Annotated in this window: 14 protein-coding genes and 1 tRNA gene; 4 read left to right on the forward strand and 11 right to left on the reverse strand. The window is 56.3% G+C overall.

Annotated elements, in window-relative coordinates; all coding sequences use genetic code 11:
* Window positions 1–28 precede the first annotated feature (28 nt).
* The 4 genes from AC2TDJ_RS02105 to AC2TDJ_RS02120 form a co-directional block, all read right to left on the reverse strand.
* The gene (locus AC2TDJ_RS02105) at window positions 29–946 is read right to left on the reverse strand and encodes an endonuclease/exonuclease/phosphatase family protein (protein WP_480838764.1); all 918 of its coding nucleotides are present in this window, start codon (window positions 944–946) and stop codon (window positions 29–31) included.
* A gap of 411 nt (window positions 947–1,357) precedes the next feature.
* A complete protein-coding gene (locus AC2TDJ_RS02110; protein ID WP_480838766.1) occupies window positions 1,358–2,380 on the reverse strand; it encodes an aspartate-semialdehyde dehydrogenase in 1,023 nt (340 codons plus the stop codon).
* A gap of 112 nt (window positions 2,381–2,492) precedes the next feature.
* A complete protein-coding gene (locus AC2TDJ_RS02115) occupies window positions 2,493–3,530 on the reverse strand; it encodes a glycosyltransferase family 4 protein (RefSeq protein WP_480838768.1) in 1,038 nt (345 codons plus the stop codon).
* Between the two features lie 32 nt (window positions 3,531–3,562).
* Complete coding sequence (locus AC2TDJ_RS02120; protein ID WP_480838770.1) at window positions 3,563–4,735, reverse strand: MFS transporter; 1,173 nt, start codon at window positions 4,733–4,735, stop codon at window positions 3,563–3,565.
* A 132-nt stretch (window positions 4,736–4,867) separates the two neighbouring features.
* Here AC2TDJ_RS02120 and AC2TDJ_RS02125 point away from each other — a divergent pair, with 132 nt between their 5' ends.
* The 3 genes from AC2TDJ_RS02125 to AC2TDJ_RS02135 all read left to right on the forward strand — a co-directional run bounded on the left by AC2TDJ_RS02125 (window position 4,868) and on the right by AC2TDJ_RS02135 (window position 7,550).
* Window positions 4,868–6,028, forward strand: a complete 1,161-nt coding sequence (locus AC2TDJ_RS02125) for a DUF3095 domain-containing protein (RefSeq protein WP_480838772.1) — start codon at window positions 4,868–4,870, stop codon at window positions 6,026–6,028.
* Window positions 6,029–6,086: 58 nt separating this feature from the next.
* Window positions 6,087–6,521, forward strand: a complete 435-nt coding sequence (hpaR, locus tag AC2TDJ_RS02130) for a homoprotocatechuate degradation operon regulator HpaR (protein WP_480838774.1) — start codon at window positions 6,087–6,089, stop codon at window positions 6,519–6,521.
* Between the two features lie 105 nt (window positions 6,522–6,626).
* Window positions 6,627–7,550, forward strand: coding sequence for a helix-turn-helix transcriptional regulator (locus AC2TDJ_RS02135; RefSeq protein ID WP_480838776.1), 924 nt, complete (start codon window positions 6,627–6,629; stop codon window positions 7,548–7,550).
* Between the two features lie 3 nt (window positions 7,551–7,553).
* Here the strand turns inward: AC2TDJ_RS02135 and AC2TDJ_RS02140 are convergent, their stop codons facing one another.
* Both AC2TDJ_RS02140 and AC2TDJ_RS02145 read right to left on the reverse strand, forming a co-directional pair.
* Window positions 7,554–8,768, reverse strand: a complete 1,215-nt coding sequence (locus tag AC2TDJ_RS02140; protein ID WP_480838778.1) for a winged helix-turn-helix domain-containing protein — start codon at window positions 8,766–8,768, stop codon at window positions 7,554–7,556.
* A gap of 4 nt (window positions 8,769–8,772) precedes the next feature.
* Complete coding sequence (locus AC2TDJ_RS02145) at window positions 8,773–9,798, reverse strand: LacI family DNA-binding transcriptional regulator (RefSeq protein WP_480838780.1); 1,026 nt, start codon at window positions 9,796–9,798, stop codon at window positions 8,773–8,775.
* A 115-nt stretch (window positions 9,799–9,913) separates the two neighbouring features.
* Between AC2TDJ_RS02145 and AC2TDJ_RS02150 the strand changes: the two genes are divergently transcribed.
* A tRNA-Arg gene (locus tag AC2TDJ_RS02150) sits at window positions 9,914–9,990 on the forward strand.
* A 621-nt stretch (window positions 9,991–10,611) separates the two neighbouring features.
* Here the strand turns inward: AC2TDJ_RS02150 and AC2TDJ_RS02155 are convergent.
* The 5 genes from AC2TDJ_RS02155 to AC2TDJ_RS02175 all read right to left on the reverse strand — a co-directional run bounded on the left by AC2TDJ_RS02155 (window position 10,612) and on the right by AC2TDJ_RS02175 (window position 18,403).
* Window positions 10,612–11,580, reverse strand: coding sequence for a C45 family autoproteolytic acyltransferase/hydrolase (locus tag AC2TDJ_RS02155; RefSeq protein WP_480838782.1), 969 nt, complete (start codon window positions 11,578–11,580; stop codon window positions 10,612–10,614).
* A 5-nt stretch (window positions 11,581–11,585) separates the two neighbouring features.
* On the reverse strand, window positions 11,586–13,037 hold the full coding sequence (locus AC2TDJ_RS02160) for a biotin carboxylase (protein ID WP_480838784.1): 1,452 nt from the start codon (window positions 13,035–13,037) through the stop codon (window positions 11,586–11,588).
* 19 nt (window positions 13,038–13,056) lie between these two features.
* Window positions 13,057–15,774: an aminotransferase class I/II-fold pyridoxal phosphate-dependent enzyme gene (locus AC2TDJ_RS02165; RefSeq protein WP_480840195.1), complete on the reverse strand. Its 2,718-nt coding sequence runs from the start codon at window positions 15,772–15,774 to the stop codon at window positions 13,057–13,059.
* Window positions 15,775–15,851: 77 nt separating this feature from the next.
* On the reverse strand, window positions 15,852–16,820 hold the full coding sequence (locus AC2TDJ_RS02170; protein WP_480838786.1) for a carbon-nitrogen hydrolase family protein: 969 nt from the start codon (window positions 16,818–16,820) through the stop codon (window positions 15,852–15,854).
* Between the two features lie 251 nt (window positions 16,821–17,071).
* Window positions 17,072–18,403, reverse strand: a complete 1,332-nt coding sequence (locus AC2TDJ_RS02175; RefSeq protein WP_480838788.1) for an MFS transporter — start codon at window positions 18,401–18,403, stop codon at window positions 17,072–17,074.
* Window positions 18,404–18,466: the final 63 nt, after the last annotated feature.

Below are 18,466 nucleotides of genomic sequence, written 5' to 3' on the forward strand. Positions count from 1 at the left end.
GTCATTGCACGTTGCGGTTCGGAACCGTTTATTGAAGTTGGAAACGGGCGAGTTTGCCCAAGTGATCAGACCCTAAATAGGGCCGCAGCTCGACCGTTCCCGTCGTATCTTTGGGAAACAGGAGATTGTCGATCGACAAGGGCAAAGTCCAGCTGCCCAGCGAATGCGTGTTCTCGGCGGTCCCGAACACCTCGTTACCTGCTGCCGCGCCGATCCGGCTGACGCTGGCACCCCACGGTACCATGTTGAAATCGCCGCCGATCAGAACCGGCCCGTCGAGTTCTGCAATACGCGCAGCGATTTTGCTGCTTTGTTCGGATTGATCGAACGGGAATGGCCAATTCAAATGAACCGAAACGGCCCAGACCGGGTTACCATCCGGCGTGACAACCTGAACACCGGTGACCCCATAACCGGGCATGCAGAATTCAGACCCTTCGACAATTGGCAATCGCGTCAGGACCGCCACGTCCTGATACGGGCGAAAGGTACAGAACACCTTGGTTGGATAGTGGTCGTACATGTTGCTCATGAATTTGCGGTTATGAGCGGACACTTCCTGCAAGGTCACGATTTCCGCATCTGATGTGATGATGTCGTCAGCCAGCGTCTTGCGGGGCCAGGCTCGGCTCATGAGGTTCTTCTGATACAGCGTCAGGCAGGCTCCGTTGCAATCGTCCGCAGGCGCTGAAAACCCCACCGCGATTGAGCCGATGGCAATGGTGGCAGAGGCCAGGGCAGTCAGGGCAAGATACTTGGACCGCATGAGCAAGAGAATGAGCGCAAAGACCAGAAGCAGGACACCGGCCTGCGGCCGCAACAGTGCAATCGAGTCCCCGGCGGCAAAATAATGTCCGGTGAACCCAAAAACAACCAGCCCGATCAGGATGGCCGCGCATCCTCGGATCAGGGTTCGCCCCAGCCTTTTGTTGGTCAGAACCTGCATACTCTGCCTCGATTGCCGCGCCGGGAAGGCTGAGCGCGGCCAGCGCTGTCGCGCCATTGGGAATAGTCATTTGTCAGGTGGCAAGCCCAACCGGCTTTGTCAACATGCGCCCTCATTCCGAGGGACCTGGTTTCTCTTCGGCGTTTAGTTGCTTGGGCAACACAAAGGCTTGAACAACGCGCCCAACGTCCCCGAGCGAAGGGCGGGCTATCCGGACTCTGCCTTGTATTTTCAATGCTATGGGATTCAGTATCAGCAACGTCTCGCGGATAATTGTCGAAAGGTCGCTTCGCAATGGGTTCGAGGTTCTACGATCGGGCTATTTAACGACTGCCGCACAATGCGTTTGTCACAAAAAACCCCGCCTGAGACGGCGGGGCCTGTTGTCCGGGGCGGTCGTTGTGCAAAAACTCAACCCTTTTTCAGAACCTCGCGGCCCAGCAGCTCGGCAATCTGTACCGCGTTCAAGGCGGCACCCTTGCGCAGGTTATCGGAAACGCACCACAGGTTGATGCCGTTTTCCACCGTCGAATCCTGACGGATGCGGCTGATGAAGGTGGCGAAATCGCCTGCACATTCTACAGGCGAGACGTAGCCACCGGCCTCGCGTTTGTCGATCACCATGATGCCCGGAGCCTCGCGCAGGATGTCGCGGGCTTCGTCTTCGTCCAGGAATTCCTCGAACTCGATATTCACGGCCTCGGAATGACCGACGAACACCGGAACGCGAACGCAGGTGGCTGTGACCTTGATCGACGGATCGACGATCTTCTTGGTTTCGACAACCATCTTCCACTCTTCCTTGGTCGAGCCGTCTTCCATGAAGACGTCGATCTGCGGAATGACGTTGAAGGCGATCTGTTTCTGGAACTTCTTCGGCTCAACTTCGGTCGTCGGGTTGTAGATGGCCTTTGTCTGATCCCACAGCTCATCCATCCCTTCTTTGCCTGCGCCCGAGACCGACTGATAGGTCGACACGACAACGCGCTTGATTTTGGCGCGGTCATGCAGCGGCTTCAGCGCGACAACCATCTGCGCGGTCGAGCAGTTGGGGTTGGCGATGATGTTCTTGTTCTTGTAGTCGTGGATCGCCTGCGGGTTGCATTCCGGTACAATCAGCGGAATGTCCGGGTCATAGCGATAGAGCGACGAGTTATCGATGACCACACAACCCGCCGCGGCCGCCTTGGGGCCATAGGTCTTGGTTGCGTCCGAGCCGATGGCGAACAGGGCCATGTCCCAGCCGGTGAAGTCGAAGGTGTCGATGTCCTGGGTCGTCAGTGTCTTGTCGCCAAAGCTGACTTCTGTTCCCAGCGAACGACGGCTTGCCAGTGCGGCAATTTCATCGACAGGGAATTGGCGTTCCGCCAGGATGTTCAGCATTTCGCGGCCCACGTTACCCGTGGCGCCGGCGACAACGACGTGATAGCCCATTTCATGTCTCCAAAGTTAAGGACGCGCGTTCATAGCCGCGTTGCAGCAAAGAAAAAAGGGGATTCTGGGCAATAACATTGCGATGACGGCGAATTGAGGCAATTTCCTTCGCTCAGCTTTCGTCCAGCAGAGAACGGTAGACTTTGACGATCTCTTCGGCCTCGCGCTCGATTCGAAAGTTTTCTTCAACATGGCGACGGGCGGCAATTCCGGCAGTGGCCATGTTCGCCGGATCTGTCAGCATCTCTGTCAGAGCCTCGGCCAGCGCGGCAGCGTTGTCTTTTTCCACCAGACGACCGGTAACGCCGTCCTGAATCTGTGCGCTGAACGCGCCGACACCGTGGCAGGCAATGGCGGGAACACCAGAGGCCATCGCCTCAAGCGGTGTCAGTCCGAACCCCTCGTGACGCGCGGGCGCAACGAACAGGTCCAGAGCCCGATAGATTTCGACGATCTCTTCCCACGGGCGTTCGCCCAGAAAACTGACGCGATCGGCCAACCCGGCCTGTTTCAGCTTGTCTTCCTGCTCGTGTTGAAAGGATTCGAACTCTTTTGTTGCGTTGCCCGTGAATATGATCCTCGCGTCCGGAAACGAAGGAAGTACCTTGATCGCGGCATCCACCAGCAGGTCGACGCCTTTCTGCGGACGAATACGCCCGAAACAACCGATCAGAACGCCCGATGGCAATCCAAGCTTCTCGCGCAGCGCTGCCTTTTCGTCGCTTGGGTGAAAGATCTCTGTGTTCACGCCGTGCATGATTACCGTGGAAGGCCGTTCGAGGAATGATGCGGCCTGCGGTGTCGTCGCGATCACCGCGTCCATTCTTGCGATAAGGCTTTTTGTGAAACCGGAATGATTGCGCTGGGCGGCCGAGGTAAATAGCAGCCTGTAGTTCCGCCGCAGTACAGTCCGCAGAAAAAGCCCCATCAGCATTTCCGTGTTCCGGCGGGCGTGCCAGACCATGGGCTTACGGTTCGGCAGAAACAGCGTCTTCCACAAACGGATATGCGGAATATCGCGCGGAAGGCCGGGACCGGTGGCGCGAATGCCGATCATTTTCGCCTGGATTGGAAGAAGTCGGATAACGGTCGTGGTGACGCCAGAGAGGCTGTGTTTCAGGTTCGGCGCGAGAACCTCGATTTCCTGCATTGCGCTCTCCTGTCCGATGTTCCTGGCCAAAGTCAGTCCATGCTGTCGCGGCTGAACAGATAGATGATGCAGCCAATACTCAAGGTGACGGCAAAGAAGCCGAAAATCGCTGTGTAGGGCGCAGTCGGGCTGATGTCCATCGCCGTCGCGTGAATGCGCCCGGTTGCGAATTGCGCCAGCCCGACACCGCCCACACCGAACAGGTTCAACAGGGTCACGCCGCGCCCGACCAGATGCGGCGGAAAGAAGGCCCGGCCGTGGGCCATGATCACCGGGAAAGCGGCCCCGGTGAATCCGATTACCGCCAGCAACAGGACCGACAACCAGGCCGCGTTGCTGATCCACACACACATAAGCACCAGCGCCAATAAACTCAGAACATTTCCACCAAGGACGACCCATTTTCGCGTCCTCAGGATGCGGTCCAGCGGACCATAGGCAAAGGTTCCCGCAATCATCGCGGCACCCATCACAAGTGTCGCCTGTCCGACCTGCGATGTATCAAGTTCAAAGACGTCACGCAGGTATGGGCCCGCCCACAATCCACGCAGCGCGCCGGACGGGGCATACGCGACCAGCATCAAGGGTAGAATCGTCCACATGGCGGGCTCTTTCAGCAGATCGAACAAAGAACCTTTGTGCTCGGTCTCGATCCGCTTGGGGTCATGGACGGTGAACCAGATGCCGATAGCGATGATGGCCGAGGTAACCGCCAACCCCAGCAACGTCGCCCGCCAGCCAACCCACTCAACCGCTAGCGCGGTGGGGTAGGACGCAACCAGATTGCCGACCGAGCCGACGCCCAGCATCACGGCAGCCAATGTTGCGAATTTTGCCGGCGGATACTCGCGCGCAAAGATAAAATACGAGGCCATCAAAACCGGCGAGCACCCGATTCCGATAAGCGCCATGGCAACGCTGACATGGGCGGGGCTGGTCGCCACTGCGAACAGGCCGGCACCTCCGGCACCTCCGATCAGCAGCAGGGCGGCCGAGCTGCGCCGGGGTCCGAATTGATCCAGCGCCCAGCCGACCGGAATCTGCATGGCCGCAAATACAAGAAACCAAAGGCCCGAGGCAAATGCCAGATCTTCGGGCGTAGCACCTATGTCGCGTCCCAGATCGGCCGTGAGGACGGCCAGAAAGGCGCGGAAGAACTGGCTGAGGACATACGCCAGGCATAAAATCACCAACCCTGCCTGCATCCCTGTCCTCCTCGGCGGGATGCTTGACATGTCCCGATGCCTTGCACAAGGGCCCGCGCTCTGCTGCAAACAGCGGAAACCTAATGCAAATGGGCTATTTCTACCGAAGGTTTATTTGTATTGAGGATGGTAATGGCGACCACCGACACTGATTTTTATTCTTCTGTTCCAATTTCGGACAACTTTCTTCGCCTCAGCGACCCGGCGGAATTCACGCCTCTGCCGGACGACTGGATCGTCGGCGTGGCCGATATCGTCGATTCAACGGGGGAAATCGAACGTGGACGCTACAAGACCGTGAACATGGTCGGTGCGGCCGTGATATCGGGAATGATCAACGGGCTGGGCGGTCGGGATTTTCCTTATGTCTTTGGCGGTGATGGAGCGGCGTTTGCGGTTCCACAGGCGGATGAAGACATCGCGCGTGAAACATTGGCGCGATTGCGCAGTTGGGCGGAGACGGAATTCGCCATCTCTCTGCGTGCAGCCATCGTTGACGTGTCGGAAATCAGAAAAGCGGGTCGCGATCTGCGTGTGGCCCGTCATGCGCCATCGTCCGGGGTCGACTATGCGATGTTTTCCGGCGGCGGCCTTGCCTGGGCAGAAAAGCAGATGAAAGCCGGCAATTATGTCGTGGCTGCTGCCGATCCGAAAGCGCAGCCGGATCTTACAGGTTTGTCCTGCCGCTGGTCCAACAGCCAGGCGCAGAATGGTCAGATCGTTTCACTGGTAATTCAGTCTACATCAGACTCTAACGAGCACGATTTCGCTGCATTGACCCGGTCTGTGCTGTCGATGTCCGAGGGGCTGGAAAGGGCCGGGCATCCGGTTCCGGCTGAGGGCCCGCCGATGAAATGGCCGCCGCCCGGCATCGATCTTGATGCGCATGTTTCCCGGGCCGGGAGCAATCTGTTCCTGCAAAAACTGATTTTGCTGGGCGGGAACCTGATGATCGCTTTGTTGTTCAAAACCGGCATCCGGTTGGGGGAATTCGAGCCGGCAAGGTATCGTTACATGGTCAGCCGCAACGCGGATTTCCGAAAGTTCGATGACGGGCTCAAGATGACGCTGGACTGCGATGCGGCGACACTTGCCCGTATCACCCGGATGCTGGATGAGGCGCAGGCTGGCGGGAAAATCCGATATGGTCTGCATGCTCAGCAAGAGGCGATGATGACCTGCTTTGTTCCCTCGGCCATGCGGGACGATCATGTGCATTTCGTTGATGGAGCCTCGGGGGGCTACGCGCAGGCCGCAGCGTCGATGCGAATGCGGAAAGCGTCTGACACGTAAAAACAGGGCAGAATCAACGACTGGTTGCAAGGCTCGGAGATTTCGGCGAAAATTCAGTATGACCGACGAATTTCCCCTAACGTCCCGGTCTTTGCCGATTGCTCTTCTACGCGCTCGGGAGAAGGTCATGGGACCCATTCGGGCCATGTTGGCTGATGCGGGTGTCACCGAACAGCAGTGGCGCGTTCTGCGTGTGTTGAAAGAAGAAGGTCCGCAGGAACCCACGCGCATTGCCGAGCGTGCCTGCCTTTTGTTGCCAAGCCTGACGCGCATCCTGAAAAAGCTTGAGGACAAAGACCTGATCGCCCGGCGCCCGGATACCGAGGATCGCCGGCGGCAGATTGTCGAGATCAGCGACAAGGGCGCTCAGGTCATCGAGGCCAACCTGTCGACCAGCATGCAGCAAGCCGAACGCATTCGCGCAAAGATGGGGGCGGAGAAACATGAGATGCTGCTCGACCTGCTGGGCGAACTGCATGATCTCGACATTTAGGTCGCTCAAAAATCCGCCGTCACGCAGGCCACTGACAATGTATGTTGTCTGGGCCGATACGGTGACGTAATTTGTGCACTATATTACACAGCCGGAATGAGTGTCATGGTTGCGCCTATTGGGTCTCTCGGATCAGATCAGCAGCAGAACGGGACAAATTCCCCGGAAAGCCCTTCACAGAGTCTGAGTCAGCGGGTGGGCGCGCGCGTGCGCAAGGCGCGGCAGTTTCACGGCATGTCCCGCAGGATTCTTTCTGAGAAATCCGGAATCTCACCCCGGTATCTGGCGCAGTTGGAGGCGGGCGAGGGCAATATCTCAATCGGATTGCTGCAACGCGTGGCTGGGGCATTGGAGCATCGGATTGAATGGCTGATCGGTGAGGACGATCCCTGGGACTCCGACACTCTGCAAACCGTGGAACTGTACCGCCGTGCCAGTGACGATGTGAAACAAGCGGTCCGCAACATCTTGCAACCGGATCCTGTCAATGACGTCCGGGCCGGTCGCGTCTGTTTGATCGGTCTGCGCGGGGCCGGGAAATCGACACTGGGCGCGCTGCTGAGCGCGAAGCTTGATCTGCCCTTTGTGGAATTGACTGACGTGATCGAAGACATGGCGGGCATGCCGCTGTCAGAGATCATGGCTTTCTATGGGCAGGAAGGATATCGCAGGTTGGAATCGCAGGCCCTGGATCGGGTCAGTGCGTCACATGGCCGGATGATTCTTGCGGTTGCGGGGGGGATCGTGGCCGAACCTGCCACGTTTGACATGTTGCTCAGCCAGTTTCACACAATTTGGCTGCGTGCTTCCCCGGTCGAGCATATGGAACGGGTCCGGGCGCAGGGAGATGAGCGACCCATGGCTGGAAATCCGGCGGCAATGGAGCAGCTGAAATCCATTCTGTCCAGTCGCGAGGCAATGTACAGCCGCGCAACGGCGCAGCTGGACACTTCCGGTCAATCCCTCGAGACTTCTCTGCTGCAAGCACACAAATTGATCAGAAACCTATGTCTGGTGCCGCAAGAATAGAGTCTATTTGGATGGTTTCAGCCAGTCATTCTCAAAAACAACCTGTTCAAGCCCGGTGAACCTGCGAAGCCTGTCCAACTCTGCTTCCAATCGTCCGGTTCGGGCGTCGGACCATCGAACGGACCGTTCGGGCCACAGGGCCCTTACACGCAATTCCCCACAATCGCGATGGGCCTTCATGTCGATCCGACCGATCAGGCGGTCACCTTCCAACAGCGGAAAGACATAGTACCCGTAGGTTCGTTTTGGGGCGGGCACAAAAACCTCGATGCGGTAGTGAAAACCAAACAGCCGCTCGGCCCGTTGCCGATCGCGCAGCATCGGATCAAACGGGCTGAGCACCCTGATACGACCGGGGGCGGGCGGCAGCGCTTCGACCTCCGTCGCCAATCCGGGGCGGGCGAAAAGACGTCGGAGCCGACCATCGGCGCATTCGATGTTGATTTCCTCGACTTCGCCCCTTGTTAGAGCCTTTGTGCACCAGGTCTTCGCTTCTGCCGGGCTGACCGTGTCCCAAAATGAAGCCAATTCGCCCGAGGTGGCAAACCCGAGACGGTCCAGAGCAGCATTGCAAAGCCAATCCACCGTTTCCTGCGGGTCGCACGTCATGTTTCCCGGACAAAGGTGATGCTCAATCACCCGTTCCGTAAGATCGTAGCGTTTCTTGAAACTTTCTCGCCCAATTACGGTCAAGGCACCTGAACGCCAAAGATACTCCAGAGCTGTCTTCGAGGGGTGCCAGTCCCACCACCCGCCCGAGCCTTTCTTCTCATCCTTGCCGACGTCGGACGAACAGACCGGTCCGTGGTCACGAATGTGTTGCAGAACCGTTTCGAATTGCTTTTCGTAACCGTCCCGCCGCCAGTTCTTCCACCTGGCCCTCAGTTCGTCTGCGTCGCGCTGAAACCGCAAGTGCCAGTGAGGATAGAACTCCATTGGAATGACTGCGGCATCGTGCGTCCAGTGTTCGAACAAAGCGCGGTCGCGTTCATAAAGCCGTTTCAGGTTGTTCGCGCGATACGTTGGCCTGCGCGAATACAGGATCATGTCATGGGCACGTGCAACAGTGTTGATACTGTCCAGTTGCACAAACCCCAGCCGATGGATCAGATCCAGAAGATCTGCGCCCTTTGCCTTACCGGCAGGCGGCTCCAACAACGCGTGACGCTGCATGAACACGGCACGCGCCGCGCGGTTGTTTACCTGTTGCAACGCCAAGGCATCAGCGCCGTTTCAGTGTATCGCCGTAACTGATCTTGGGGGTCAGAGTGACACGGGTGTCAATCTCGACTTCCGGGTTTTGCAGCTGGGCGGCGATGATCTCAGCGGCTTTGCGACCGATCTCAAGCCGGCAGGCATCCATCGTGGCCAGCTTTCGCGGCAAGCCTTGCAAAAGCTCGACATTATTGAAACCAGCTAGACCGATCTGACCGGGCACATCAATGCCCTGGTCCAGCAGATACAGCAGACCGCCCGCACCAATCATATCATTGGAATAATACAGGAAATCCAGATCGGGTGACCGATCCAGCATCGCCTTTGTCATCTCGCGCCCCTTTGCCAGCGCCGAACCGCCGGAATAGAACTCGCGGTCTTCGATCTCGATCCCGTGCTTGCCCAGAACTTCGGTGAAGCCTTCGAACCGTTTGCGGGCGCGGTGATCCAGGGGCATCTTGGTGCCCATGAAACCAATATGTTCGTAGCCGGCCTTCAGTATAGCCTGCGCCATCTCACGCCCGGCGCGCCGATGCGAAATACCAACCATCGCGTCGACGGGCTTGCCGTCGGTATCCATGATTTCGACAACCGGAATGCCCGCTGAATCCAGCATGGCCCGTGCGGCGTCGGTATGTTCAAGCCCGGCAATGATGACACCCGAGGGCCGCCACGAAAGCATCTCGTACAGAACTTTCTCCTCTTTCTCGGGCAGGTAGTCCGTAACGCCGACCACCGGCTGCAGCTCGGTATCTTCCAGTACCTGATTGACGCCGGTCAAAACCTCTGGAAACACCATGTTGGACAATGAAGGGATGATCACCGCGACCAGGTTCACTCTGCTTGAGGCCAGAGCGCCAGCGATCTTGTTCGGCACATAGCCAAGTTCCTTTGCGGCGGCCAAGACCCGGGTTCGCGTGGCGTCCGAAACATCGCCGCGGTTTCGCAAGACCCGGCTGACGGTCATTTCCGACACTCCGGACGCTTCCGAAACATCACGAAGGGTAAGCGGGCGTTTTGTTTCTGTTGTCACCGGGAATACCTGCGTTGTTGTTTTGCCCGATGGTAGCGTGAACAGGGCAATCTTTACAACTGTTGTGCAAAGGCGATGACAACCTTGAAAAACCCGGTTACAGAAGGCGACGCGCGGCCCCGTGGCTCAACTGGATAGAGCAGCCCCCTCCTAAGGGGCAGGTTGCAGGTTCGAATCCTGCCGGGGTCGCCACACATGATAAATATATAAAAAACAGCAGCTTGTGCAGAAATCGTTTAGCTATGTTCTTTGTTTTGTGTGGAGTTTTGTGAGAGGCCGAAGCGTGGTTTAGTGCCTCCAATTCGAAGCGTCGCAGCCAGTTTTAGCGCTTCTTAACTATCGGAAACGACTCAGTTTTCTACAATGAAGTTGCAACCGCTTTCTTACTGCGATCTATGGTTGAGTAGTGGTGTTCGCAATCAGAGAAGATGTGCAGGATCTTCTGCAACCAAATAGCAAGAAAGTCTGTTGTCGCACGGCCCTTCCTTTGATGACCGACAACACTCGGAAAGAGTGACTTTTGATAATGTATCTTCAAGCGACAACAACTCGTGCAGGACTTTCGATTCAACCTCCGTCTAGCCTCTGGACGGGCCTGCAGCGGTTCAGAACAGGCTCGCGCCAAGAATTCAGAGTTGTCGAAGGCTGCCAGATTTCTCTAGCGCATAATTCAATCCACGTCAGGTTGTAGGCAATGTCACAAGTTAGGCTGGACTGGATTTATCGATATTTTAGAGTTCGGCCAATACACCTCCGGGTGGTGAAGGTGCGGCCTCTGCACTGAACGCGACCATTGTGTGTTCGAGCACTCTCTCATGGATAAACAACCTGCAAATTATCCGCGTTGAATTGATCTATGCTTTTCTGCCAGCTCCGGCCCGGCCACAGCAGTTCCGCTGTCAATTCGCGAGGATGATAAGCTGCCGTGTACAGAGTGCCAAAACCCCGATCAAAGGCGAGCGAATAAAGCGGGGGTTTGAGGAACGATCCGACAAAGATCTCCTGCTTCTCGGGGTGCAATGTCAGGCGATGCAGAAGAAATCGTTCACGCTCGACCGTGGCGGTAAGGCGTGCGTGGCTGCTCCATTCGACACGCTCCTGATGATTGGTCGAAACAGCAGCGCGGGTTATGAGCGTTGGTCGGTCCGGTGCAAGAAATGCCGTGAAGAACTGCCGGTCACGGTCCAGGACCGTAACGTTATAGCTCATGTGACAAGGGACTCTCAAAAGAACTTGCTTCGCCTCTTCGATCGTCGAACAGGTCTGCAACAGGTATCTAAGGATCAGGGGAATCCCAAAGCCTTCGCCAACCGCACGGCGACCGCCGAATGTCAGGGAAACCGTCAGCCCTGCATCATTCATACCGTCCAGCAATCCAAACAAGCCATCTGACGTGCCCATCACCTGGCGCCCATTCCATTCAGTCTTCAGGAATACCCCGTCAAAGGCCGACGGGTCATAGTCGTAATTCCGCACCATCAGTGGTTCCGGTCCCTGCCAAATCGCCTGGCTGCACCCGGCCAGATACCGCGGCGGGCAATAGAAACTCAGAAACCGGGCCTCCAGATCACCTGCACCAAAGGCAGCGCACAACATGTCATACGGCTCGAGCATTTCCGGCATATGCGTTTTCAACGCGTGGCGGCACTCGGAATATGTCGGACGCGATGACAACCCCTCGCTTGCCCACCACTTCAGGTAGGCATTCCTGTATTCGGAGAAAATCGCGGCCAGCTTCTGCCCGGGTTTCTTTTCTTCGACGGCGCGAAAGGTAAGTTTCATGCACCCTACATAATCTTAAACGCAGGATCCTCAAATGCCTGGGCGGATGGCAGCGGGCGCGAAGAAAAGGCGCTCTTGATGCCTGCGATCCAGTTCTTTGACTTGGCTGTCAACTGAAACCCCTTGGTCATCGACCGTCCTCGCGTCACCAGTATGCCCAGATCGGCGCCTTCATAACGGTAATCGCCGACATTCGAGATGCGCAGGAAAAAGGCCTCGTCTTCGCTTTCGACCGCGCGACGGTGGTAATCGAACCGGTCAAAGACGACCTGACCATCCGGCAGCATCCGGTAAATACCGGATTCCGGAGCGTTGGTGATGATGTCGACGCTGTCTTCAGTGTGCTTGATCACCATCTGCGACCAGGAGTCGATCATGTCCGGGTCGGCCCAGCGGGCGTTCAGCTCTTCGACGTCCAGATTGAACGGCTTCTTCGAAAACTCAAGCAGATGGAACAGGAACAGCGGCGCATCTGCGTGGGCAAAGGCTGCGTGGTTGGTCATCGAGGACGCTCCGGTGATCCGGGGGTTGAGCTCACCCAACCAGATGTCGCCGGTCTTTTTGTCGATCAGGAAATCCAACTCGAAATAACCGCGATAGCCTTCCTTGCGCAGTTGCTCGCCGAATTTGAAGGTCAGTTCGCGGGCCTTTTCACGGGTCTTGGGCGGGAAGGCGGTTGAGAATATCTCGTTTCCGCACCAGCCACCGCGATAGGGGGTCAGTTCCTTGAACCCCACAAGCTCGGTCATCAGGGGGCCGACAATCGTGCCTTCGGACGTGGCGCAGGCTTCGATCGCCGATCCACGGCAGTCGATCCGTTTCATGATCTTGATTTCGCCCTCGCCCACGATTTCATGCTCGTGCTTGCGGAAATCGGCTTCGGATTTGATGAAAAAGGTGGTGTGGCCCGAGTCGCCAAACGCGCTTTGCAGCACGAGATCGTCGCCAAGCCCTGCCTTTTTGCAGACCTTCTTCAGATGATCATAGCTGTCGACCTTGGACAGGGTATTGGGCACCGACGGAACGCCTGCCTTGTTGCCGACCCGCACCGTTTCGATCTTGTTGTCCATCTTGGTGCGCAGCTTGGCCTTGGGAAACCAGACTTCGCCGCCCAGGTCCTTGGCCAGTTTTTCCGTCTTTTCGTCGAACATCAGGAACACGAATTTTGGCTTGCCGCCCCGTGCCTTGACGTAATCGACCACTTCCTTGTGCTGCAGCAGATAGTTGTTGATGTCCTCGATAGACTGAAATTCGTCATGGGGGAGTTCGGAAGGAACAAGAACGTTCGGATGCCGCCCGTCAAAGCAATCCATGTAGCAAATGTACTTGAAGTTCTTGACCCATTCATCCAGGCCGAGAAGGTTGAAATTGGTTGCCGAGACAAAATAGATCGGGTCTGAATTCGTGTGGAAATAGCGGCGGATTTCCGAAATGTTCTTGAGTACCTTCTTGGGCATCTAACCTCTCCCCTTTGAATTATTCTTTGACGGACTCCAAGGCCTCTTGGGTAAACACGCGCAGACCGAGGTCTTCGCGGAAACCATGAATTTCGCTGACGTCCAGCGCCCGCATGAATGACAGAATTTCCGGACTGATGACCTGACCGGGCACCAAAATCGGAAAACCGGGCGGATAGGGAATGATGAAGCTGGATGAGACAAGCTCTTCCCCCGCTTCAAGCCGCACCATCAGCGTGTCATCGGTCGGGATATAGTCGCAATTGTCCTCATCGTATGCGAGGAAGAACGCGGTTCGGATGTCGCCTTCGGGCGTATCCGACCCGTCGCGGAACGCATCGTGGAAGCGGCTGAAATCCGGCAGTGGTGGCACGTCTTCGACCAGCGCCTTGACCCTGTTCTCGAAGGATCGGCGTTCCATTTTTGAGGCATCGTCCAGCAATTCATCCAGGTCATTTGCAATTTCGACCAGCACTTCGATCAGGTATGCGACTGACGACCGCGTTGTGCCGATATTGGTCATGAACAGCACCGTATTACGCGACGTCTTGTTGATCTGGATGCCGTATTTGTCCATCAGGATCTTGGTCTTGAACGTATCGCCATCCCAGCCGGTTCCGCCTACGGCCAGAGTAATGCGGGTGGGGTCCAGTACGAATTCGTCCTGGCTCCACATCGTCCATTTGTCGATCCAGCCGTGATCGGGATCGTAATAGGCTTGTACTCCGCTTTCCCGGTATTCTTCCGGGATCATTTCGCCGGCGGTTACCACCTTGAAATACTTTTGCAAGACCGGATGGTCCGAGATGGCGCGTCGGATCGACATGGCGGTCTCGATCTGCTTTTGCACAAACTCGAACCCTTCCAGTTCGACCTGCCGCCGCCCAACGTCCAGGGAAGCGATGATCTGGTAGTTCGGCGAGGTTGAAGTGTGGGTCATGTAGGCTTCGTGAAAAGCCTGCTCGACTTCGCCTTTGAAATCCTGATCGTTGACATGGATCATCGACCCCTGCCGCAATGAGGTCAGGGTCTTGTGGGTCGATTGCGTAGCATAGACGCGCACGCGGGCATCTGGTGGCGGAACCAGCCGGGCTTCAAGCACCTGCTCGTGGCTCGCGTCGCTAAGCTTGTCCTGCTGCGCCTCCCATGCATCTGCGGCCTCTTTCGTGCGCAGCGTTTGCCGCAATACATTAGCGACGCCCATGCCGGTGCGCTGTCTGTAAGTCGGGTCAAAACGCGCAAAGCCGAACCAGGCTTCGTCCCACAGAAAAATCAGGTCTTTCTTGATCGCCAGGCATTCTTCCATGACTCGCTGCACGTTATAGACCACTCCGTCAAAGGTGCAGTTGGTCAGCAGCACCATGCGGACGCGGTCCAGTTTTCCGGCGGCTTTCAGCTTCAGCAACGTGTGCTTGATCTCTTTCAGCGGTACAGCGCCATACATCGAATGCTCGTGCAGCGGGTAGCTGTCCATATAGACGACGCTGGCTCCGGCCAGAACCATGCCATAATGGTGAGACTTGTGGCAGTCTCGATCGACGAGCACGATATCTCCTGGTCGTACCACTGACTGAACGACGATCTTGTTACATGTTGATGTGCCGTTGGTTGCAAAGAACGTGTGTTTCGCCCCAAACGCCCGGGCCGCCATGTCCTGTGCTTCCTTGATCGGCCCACGTGGTTCCAGCAAGCTGTCCAGACCGCCGGATGTCGCCGACGTTTCGGCCAGGAAGATGTTTGACCCGTAAAACGCCCCCATATCCTGAATCCAGTGCGAGCGGCTGATGGATTTCCCGCGGCTGATCGGCATCGCGTGAAAAACGCCGGTTGGCTGTTTCGAATACTCCTTGAGGGCTGAGAAAAACGGTGTCCTGAATCTTCGGTCGACACCGCGAAGAATGTTGAGGTGCAGTTCCTGAAAGTCTTCCTGATTGTAAAAAACCCGTCGGCAGCGGCCCAGATCCAATCCGGCGATATCTTCGGCAGAACGATCGGTGACCAGATAGGCGTCCAATTCGGGTCGGATTTTCTCGATCAGGCGGCAGGCTTCCGGCCCGTATTCATGCGGGTCAAGGCCATCAACATCTTCGTCTTCGCTGACGCGTGTCAGATACTGGTTCAGGATCGGAAGATCGATCTTGGATTTCAGCGACAAGCCGGGCCGGATCACCACAGCCTGAACGTTGTAGTTGAACAGGACCCCAATCAGCGCGTCCTCCAGCGACGGGACAATGACCGGTTCATAAATGAAGGGGTCTTCCAGCCGGCGCATGCGCAACAGGTTTTGCCGCAGGAACCTCTCCTGATGTTCAGTAACATCATCGACGATCAGTACCTCGAAATAGGGCCGCCCCAATGCACGAGCTTCTGGCGCAAGCGAAGCTTCGTCTTCGTAGTCCTCATTGTCTATTTCATCAGACGACAGAGGGATCGACCGTCGCCTGTATGCGCCCGATGTCAACGCGCGTGCGATACGGCGGACACAGATGGACAGGTCGTCGACATTGCCGTTAAGCAGAAGGCGTCGCAGATGTTCGAAGGCGTTTATTCCGGGAAACGCCCAATAGAGTTCGATCGGTTCCAGAACATCAAACAAATGTTCTGCCGTCGACAACAACTTTTGGCTCTGGCGTTTTTCCCGTCCGTGAAGTGCAAGGCCTTCAGCAGCCTCGCGTAAAGCGCTCCATCGATCAGCGCGAAGTTGCGTCGCGCTGTAATAATCTCGTATTGACGGCAACTCCTTCTTCCGCGAGTGCAAGTTCAAAACCTGCCTCCTTTCTGTCGCGTCCGGATCAGTGCCGCCCTCTGATCCGATTAATCTGAACCTGTCTTTCCGTGTAAGACAGAAATGTTTGGCGGCGTTGGCAAATCTGTTTTTGCTTCTTCAATCGAGGTTCTGGGGTCAGATACAAGCAAGCCACGATCCGAGCCCTGACGGGGAATTTCCAAAGGCCCTAGGGTGTTTAGGTAAGCATCGGCGCCGCTGGTGCGATCATAAACCGAGAAGTCGGCTTCACGATCCCGGAAACTCTTGAGCACTTGCCCAAGACCCTTGAGACCGGTTTCGCGCTGACGCCGCACCTGATCCAAATCGATTTCAATCGGGAACATGTCTTCCTGTCCGGCGGACTGATGCAAAACCGTCGCCGATGGATCGACCACCAGCGAACGACCGACGCCGCCGGCTCCCAAGCCGTTTACATCAAATACGTAACACTGAAACTGTGCCGCCGTCGCCCTTGCAATGGCGAGTTCCGCTTCACGGTCCGTGGTACCAGTCAGGACTGGATGAAGAAGAACTTCGACACCCTGACTGGTCAGTTGCCGCGTTGTTTCGGGAAACCAAATGTCATAGCAGATGGAAAGGCCAAAGCGTCCGACATCGGGTACATCAAAAACACAGAACTCAGTTCCTGCCGATATTCCCGCTTCATATGGGCGGAAGGGGAACATCTTAGAATACTTGGCAACGATTTCTCCGTCGGGATTAATCACGACCGAAGTGTTCAGGATACGCCCATCTTCTGTTTTTTCGAACATGGACCCCGGGATCAGCCAAATACCGAAACGGCGCGCATCCTCCTGAAATTGCAACAAAGCGTCATTTGGGAAAGACTGTGCGAAACGGTCCAGTGGTCCGTATGGCGCGAGTTCTGAAAACAGTACCATCTGAGTCCATGGAAACCGGGCCATCAGGATTTCAATCCGATGGCGCATCGCCTGGACGTTTGAATGAAGCGCTGCGACGTGCATCTGAACGCCGGCGATCGCAAATGGAGTCATATTGGGCGTCTCTCCCGTTCAACCTGTCTGACCACTCTATTTTCCGATCAGCCTCGTGGCCAGCGCGTTTTTTGGCACTGCTCTTCTGGCGCAGGGTAAATCAGAATATCTCAGAGAGGTTCTCAAAATGAACGCGTGAATTGGTCGACCAACTTTTGCCAAGCTGAATGTAATGCGGGTGTCGCCGAACACTTCTGTAAGCCACTGCGCAATGCAAACAGTTCAAACTCGTTTCCAAGATCGTCACATGGCTAGGGTTTATCATTCTCGGAGACAGGCGCGACGTCTGAGACGGTGCTCGTTTCTTCTTTGCCGGCCAATTCGATCTCAGACTCGGAAAGTGACAAAGACTCATCCTCGCCCACTGCAAAGGCAGTGGTTTCGGGTGTGACCACGCGGGCTGGGGCACTGACACGAAATGCCGTCTTCTCGCTGTCCGGGACAGCAGCCTTGGTCAGGATGCGCCAAATCGTGAATGCAATCATGAGGCAATGCGAAACAACCGTCGTTAGAAAAAGACCCCGCGGCCCGAGCCCTGCCATGGCCACGCCTGCGATCAGCGGACCGATAATGGAACCCAACCCGAAAACCATCAAAAGCCCACCTGAAACCTGGATAGAAGTGCCCGGCGCCGCATGGTCATTCGCATGGGCAACGATTATCGGATACATTGCAAAGATCGCGGCACCAAATACTGCGACCAAAGCAAGGTTCATCATTCGAGACTCTGGTGCCAAAAGAACAAATGCGAGATCGGATGCAAGCGCCACTACCGCCGTAAAAAGCAATACCATGCGCCGATCCATACGGTCGCTGACAAATCCGATCGGAACCTGCGCAATGGCGCCTGCCAGGACCGGAATGCTTGCAAAAAGTGCAATCGCAGTCAGTGGTAAACCCACCCGGTCTGCATAGACAGCAGCCAAGGTTCCAAATGCAGCGTTCGATATTCCGACCAGGAAAACGGCTGCAACCGCAACAGGCGAGTTTCTCCACAGCGCGGGAACGTCAAGCCGAACAGAGGTAAGGGGCGCAGGCGAGGCCGAAGTTGAGAGGGCTGTCGGAATAAGAGCCATACAATAGACCATTGCGCCGACGGCAAAGAAGAGGAAACCTGTTGCGTCACCCAGCGAAATAGCCATTTGCCCAGCCGTAACGGCGCCCAAATTTACCATCGTATATACACCGAAAACGGTTCCGCGGGTGTTGGGCTCAACTCTGTCGTTGAGCCAAGACTCGACAATCATCGCGGCTCCGGCAAAGCAAAAGCCTGAAACCGCCCGCGATGGTATCCACGCCCATGAGGCTACGAATATTGCTTGAAACAGTATCGTTACAGCTGCCAACGCGCACATGACACCAAAGGTGCGGATATGACCGACAGCGCCGACAAGTCGCGGTGCGATGAGACATCCCGCAACATAACCGACAGCCCAACCTGTTCCCAGAAGACCAAGAGCGCTGGCGGAAAACCCTTCGAATGAACCTCGGACAGGTAAAATCAGGCCATGAACCCCGCCGGCGAATAAGAGAAGGCCCGATCCAAGTAACAATGCAGAAATCGGAATGAGTTGGCGAAGCATGGCAGGCAGACTAGCGCTTCATCTGGAAATATGAAAGTTGGCGAGATTATTGGGCGGTATCGG

It is taken from the genome of Ruegeria sp. HKCCD6647-2 (assembly GCF_057221075.1).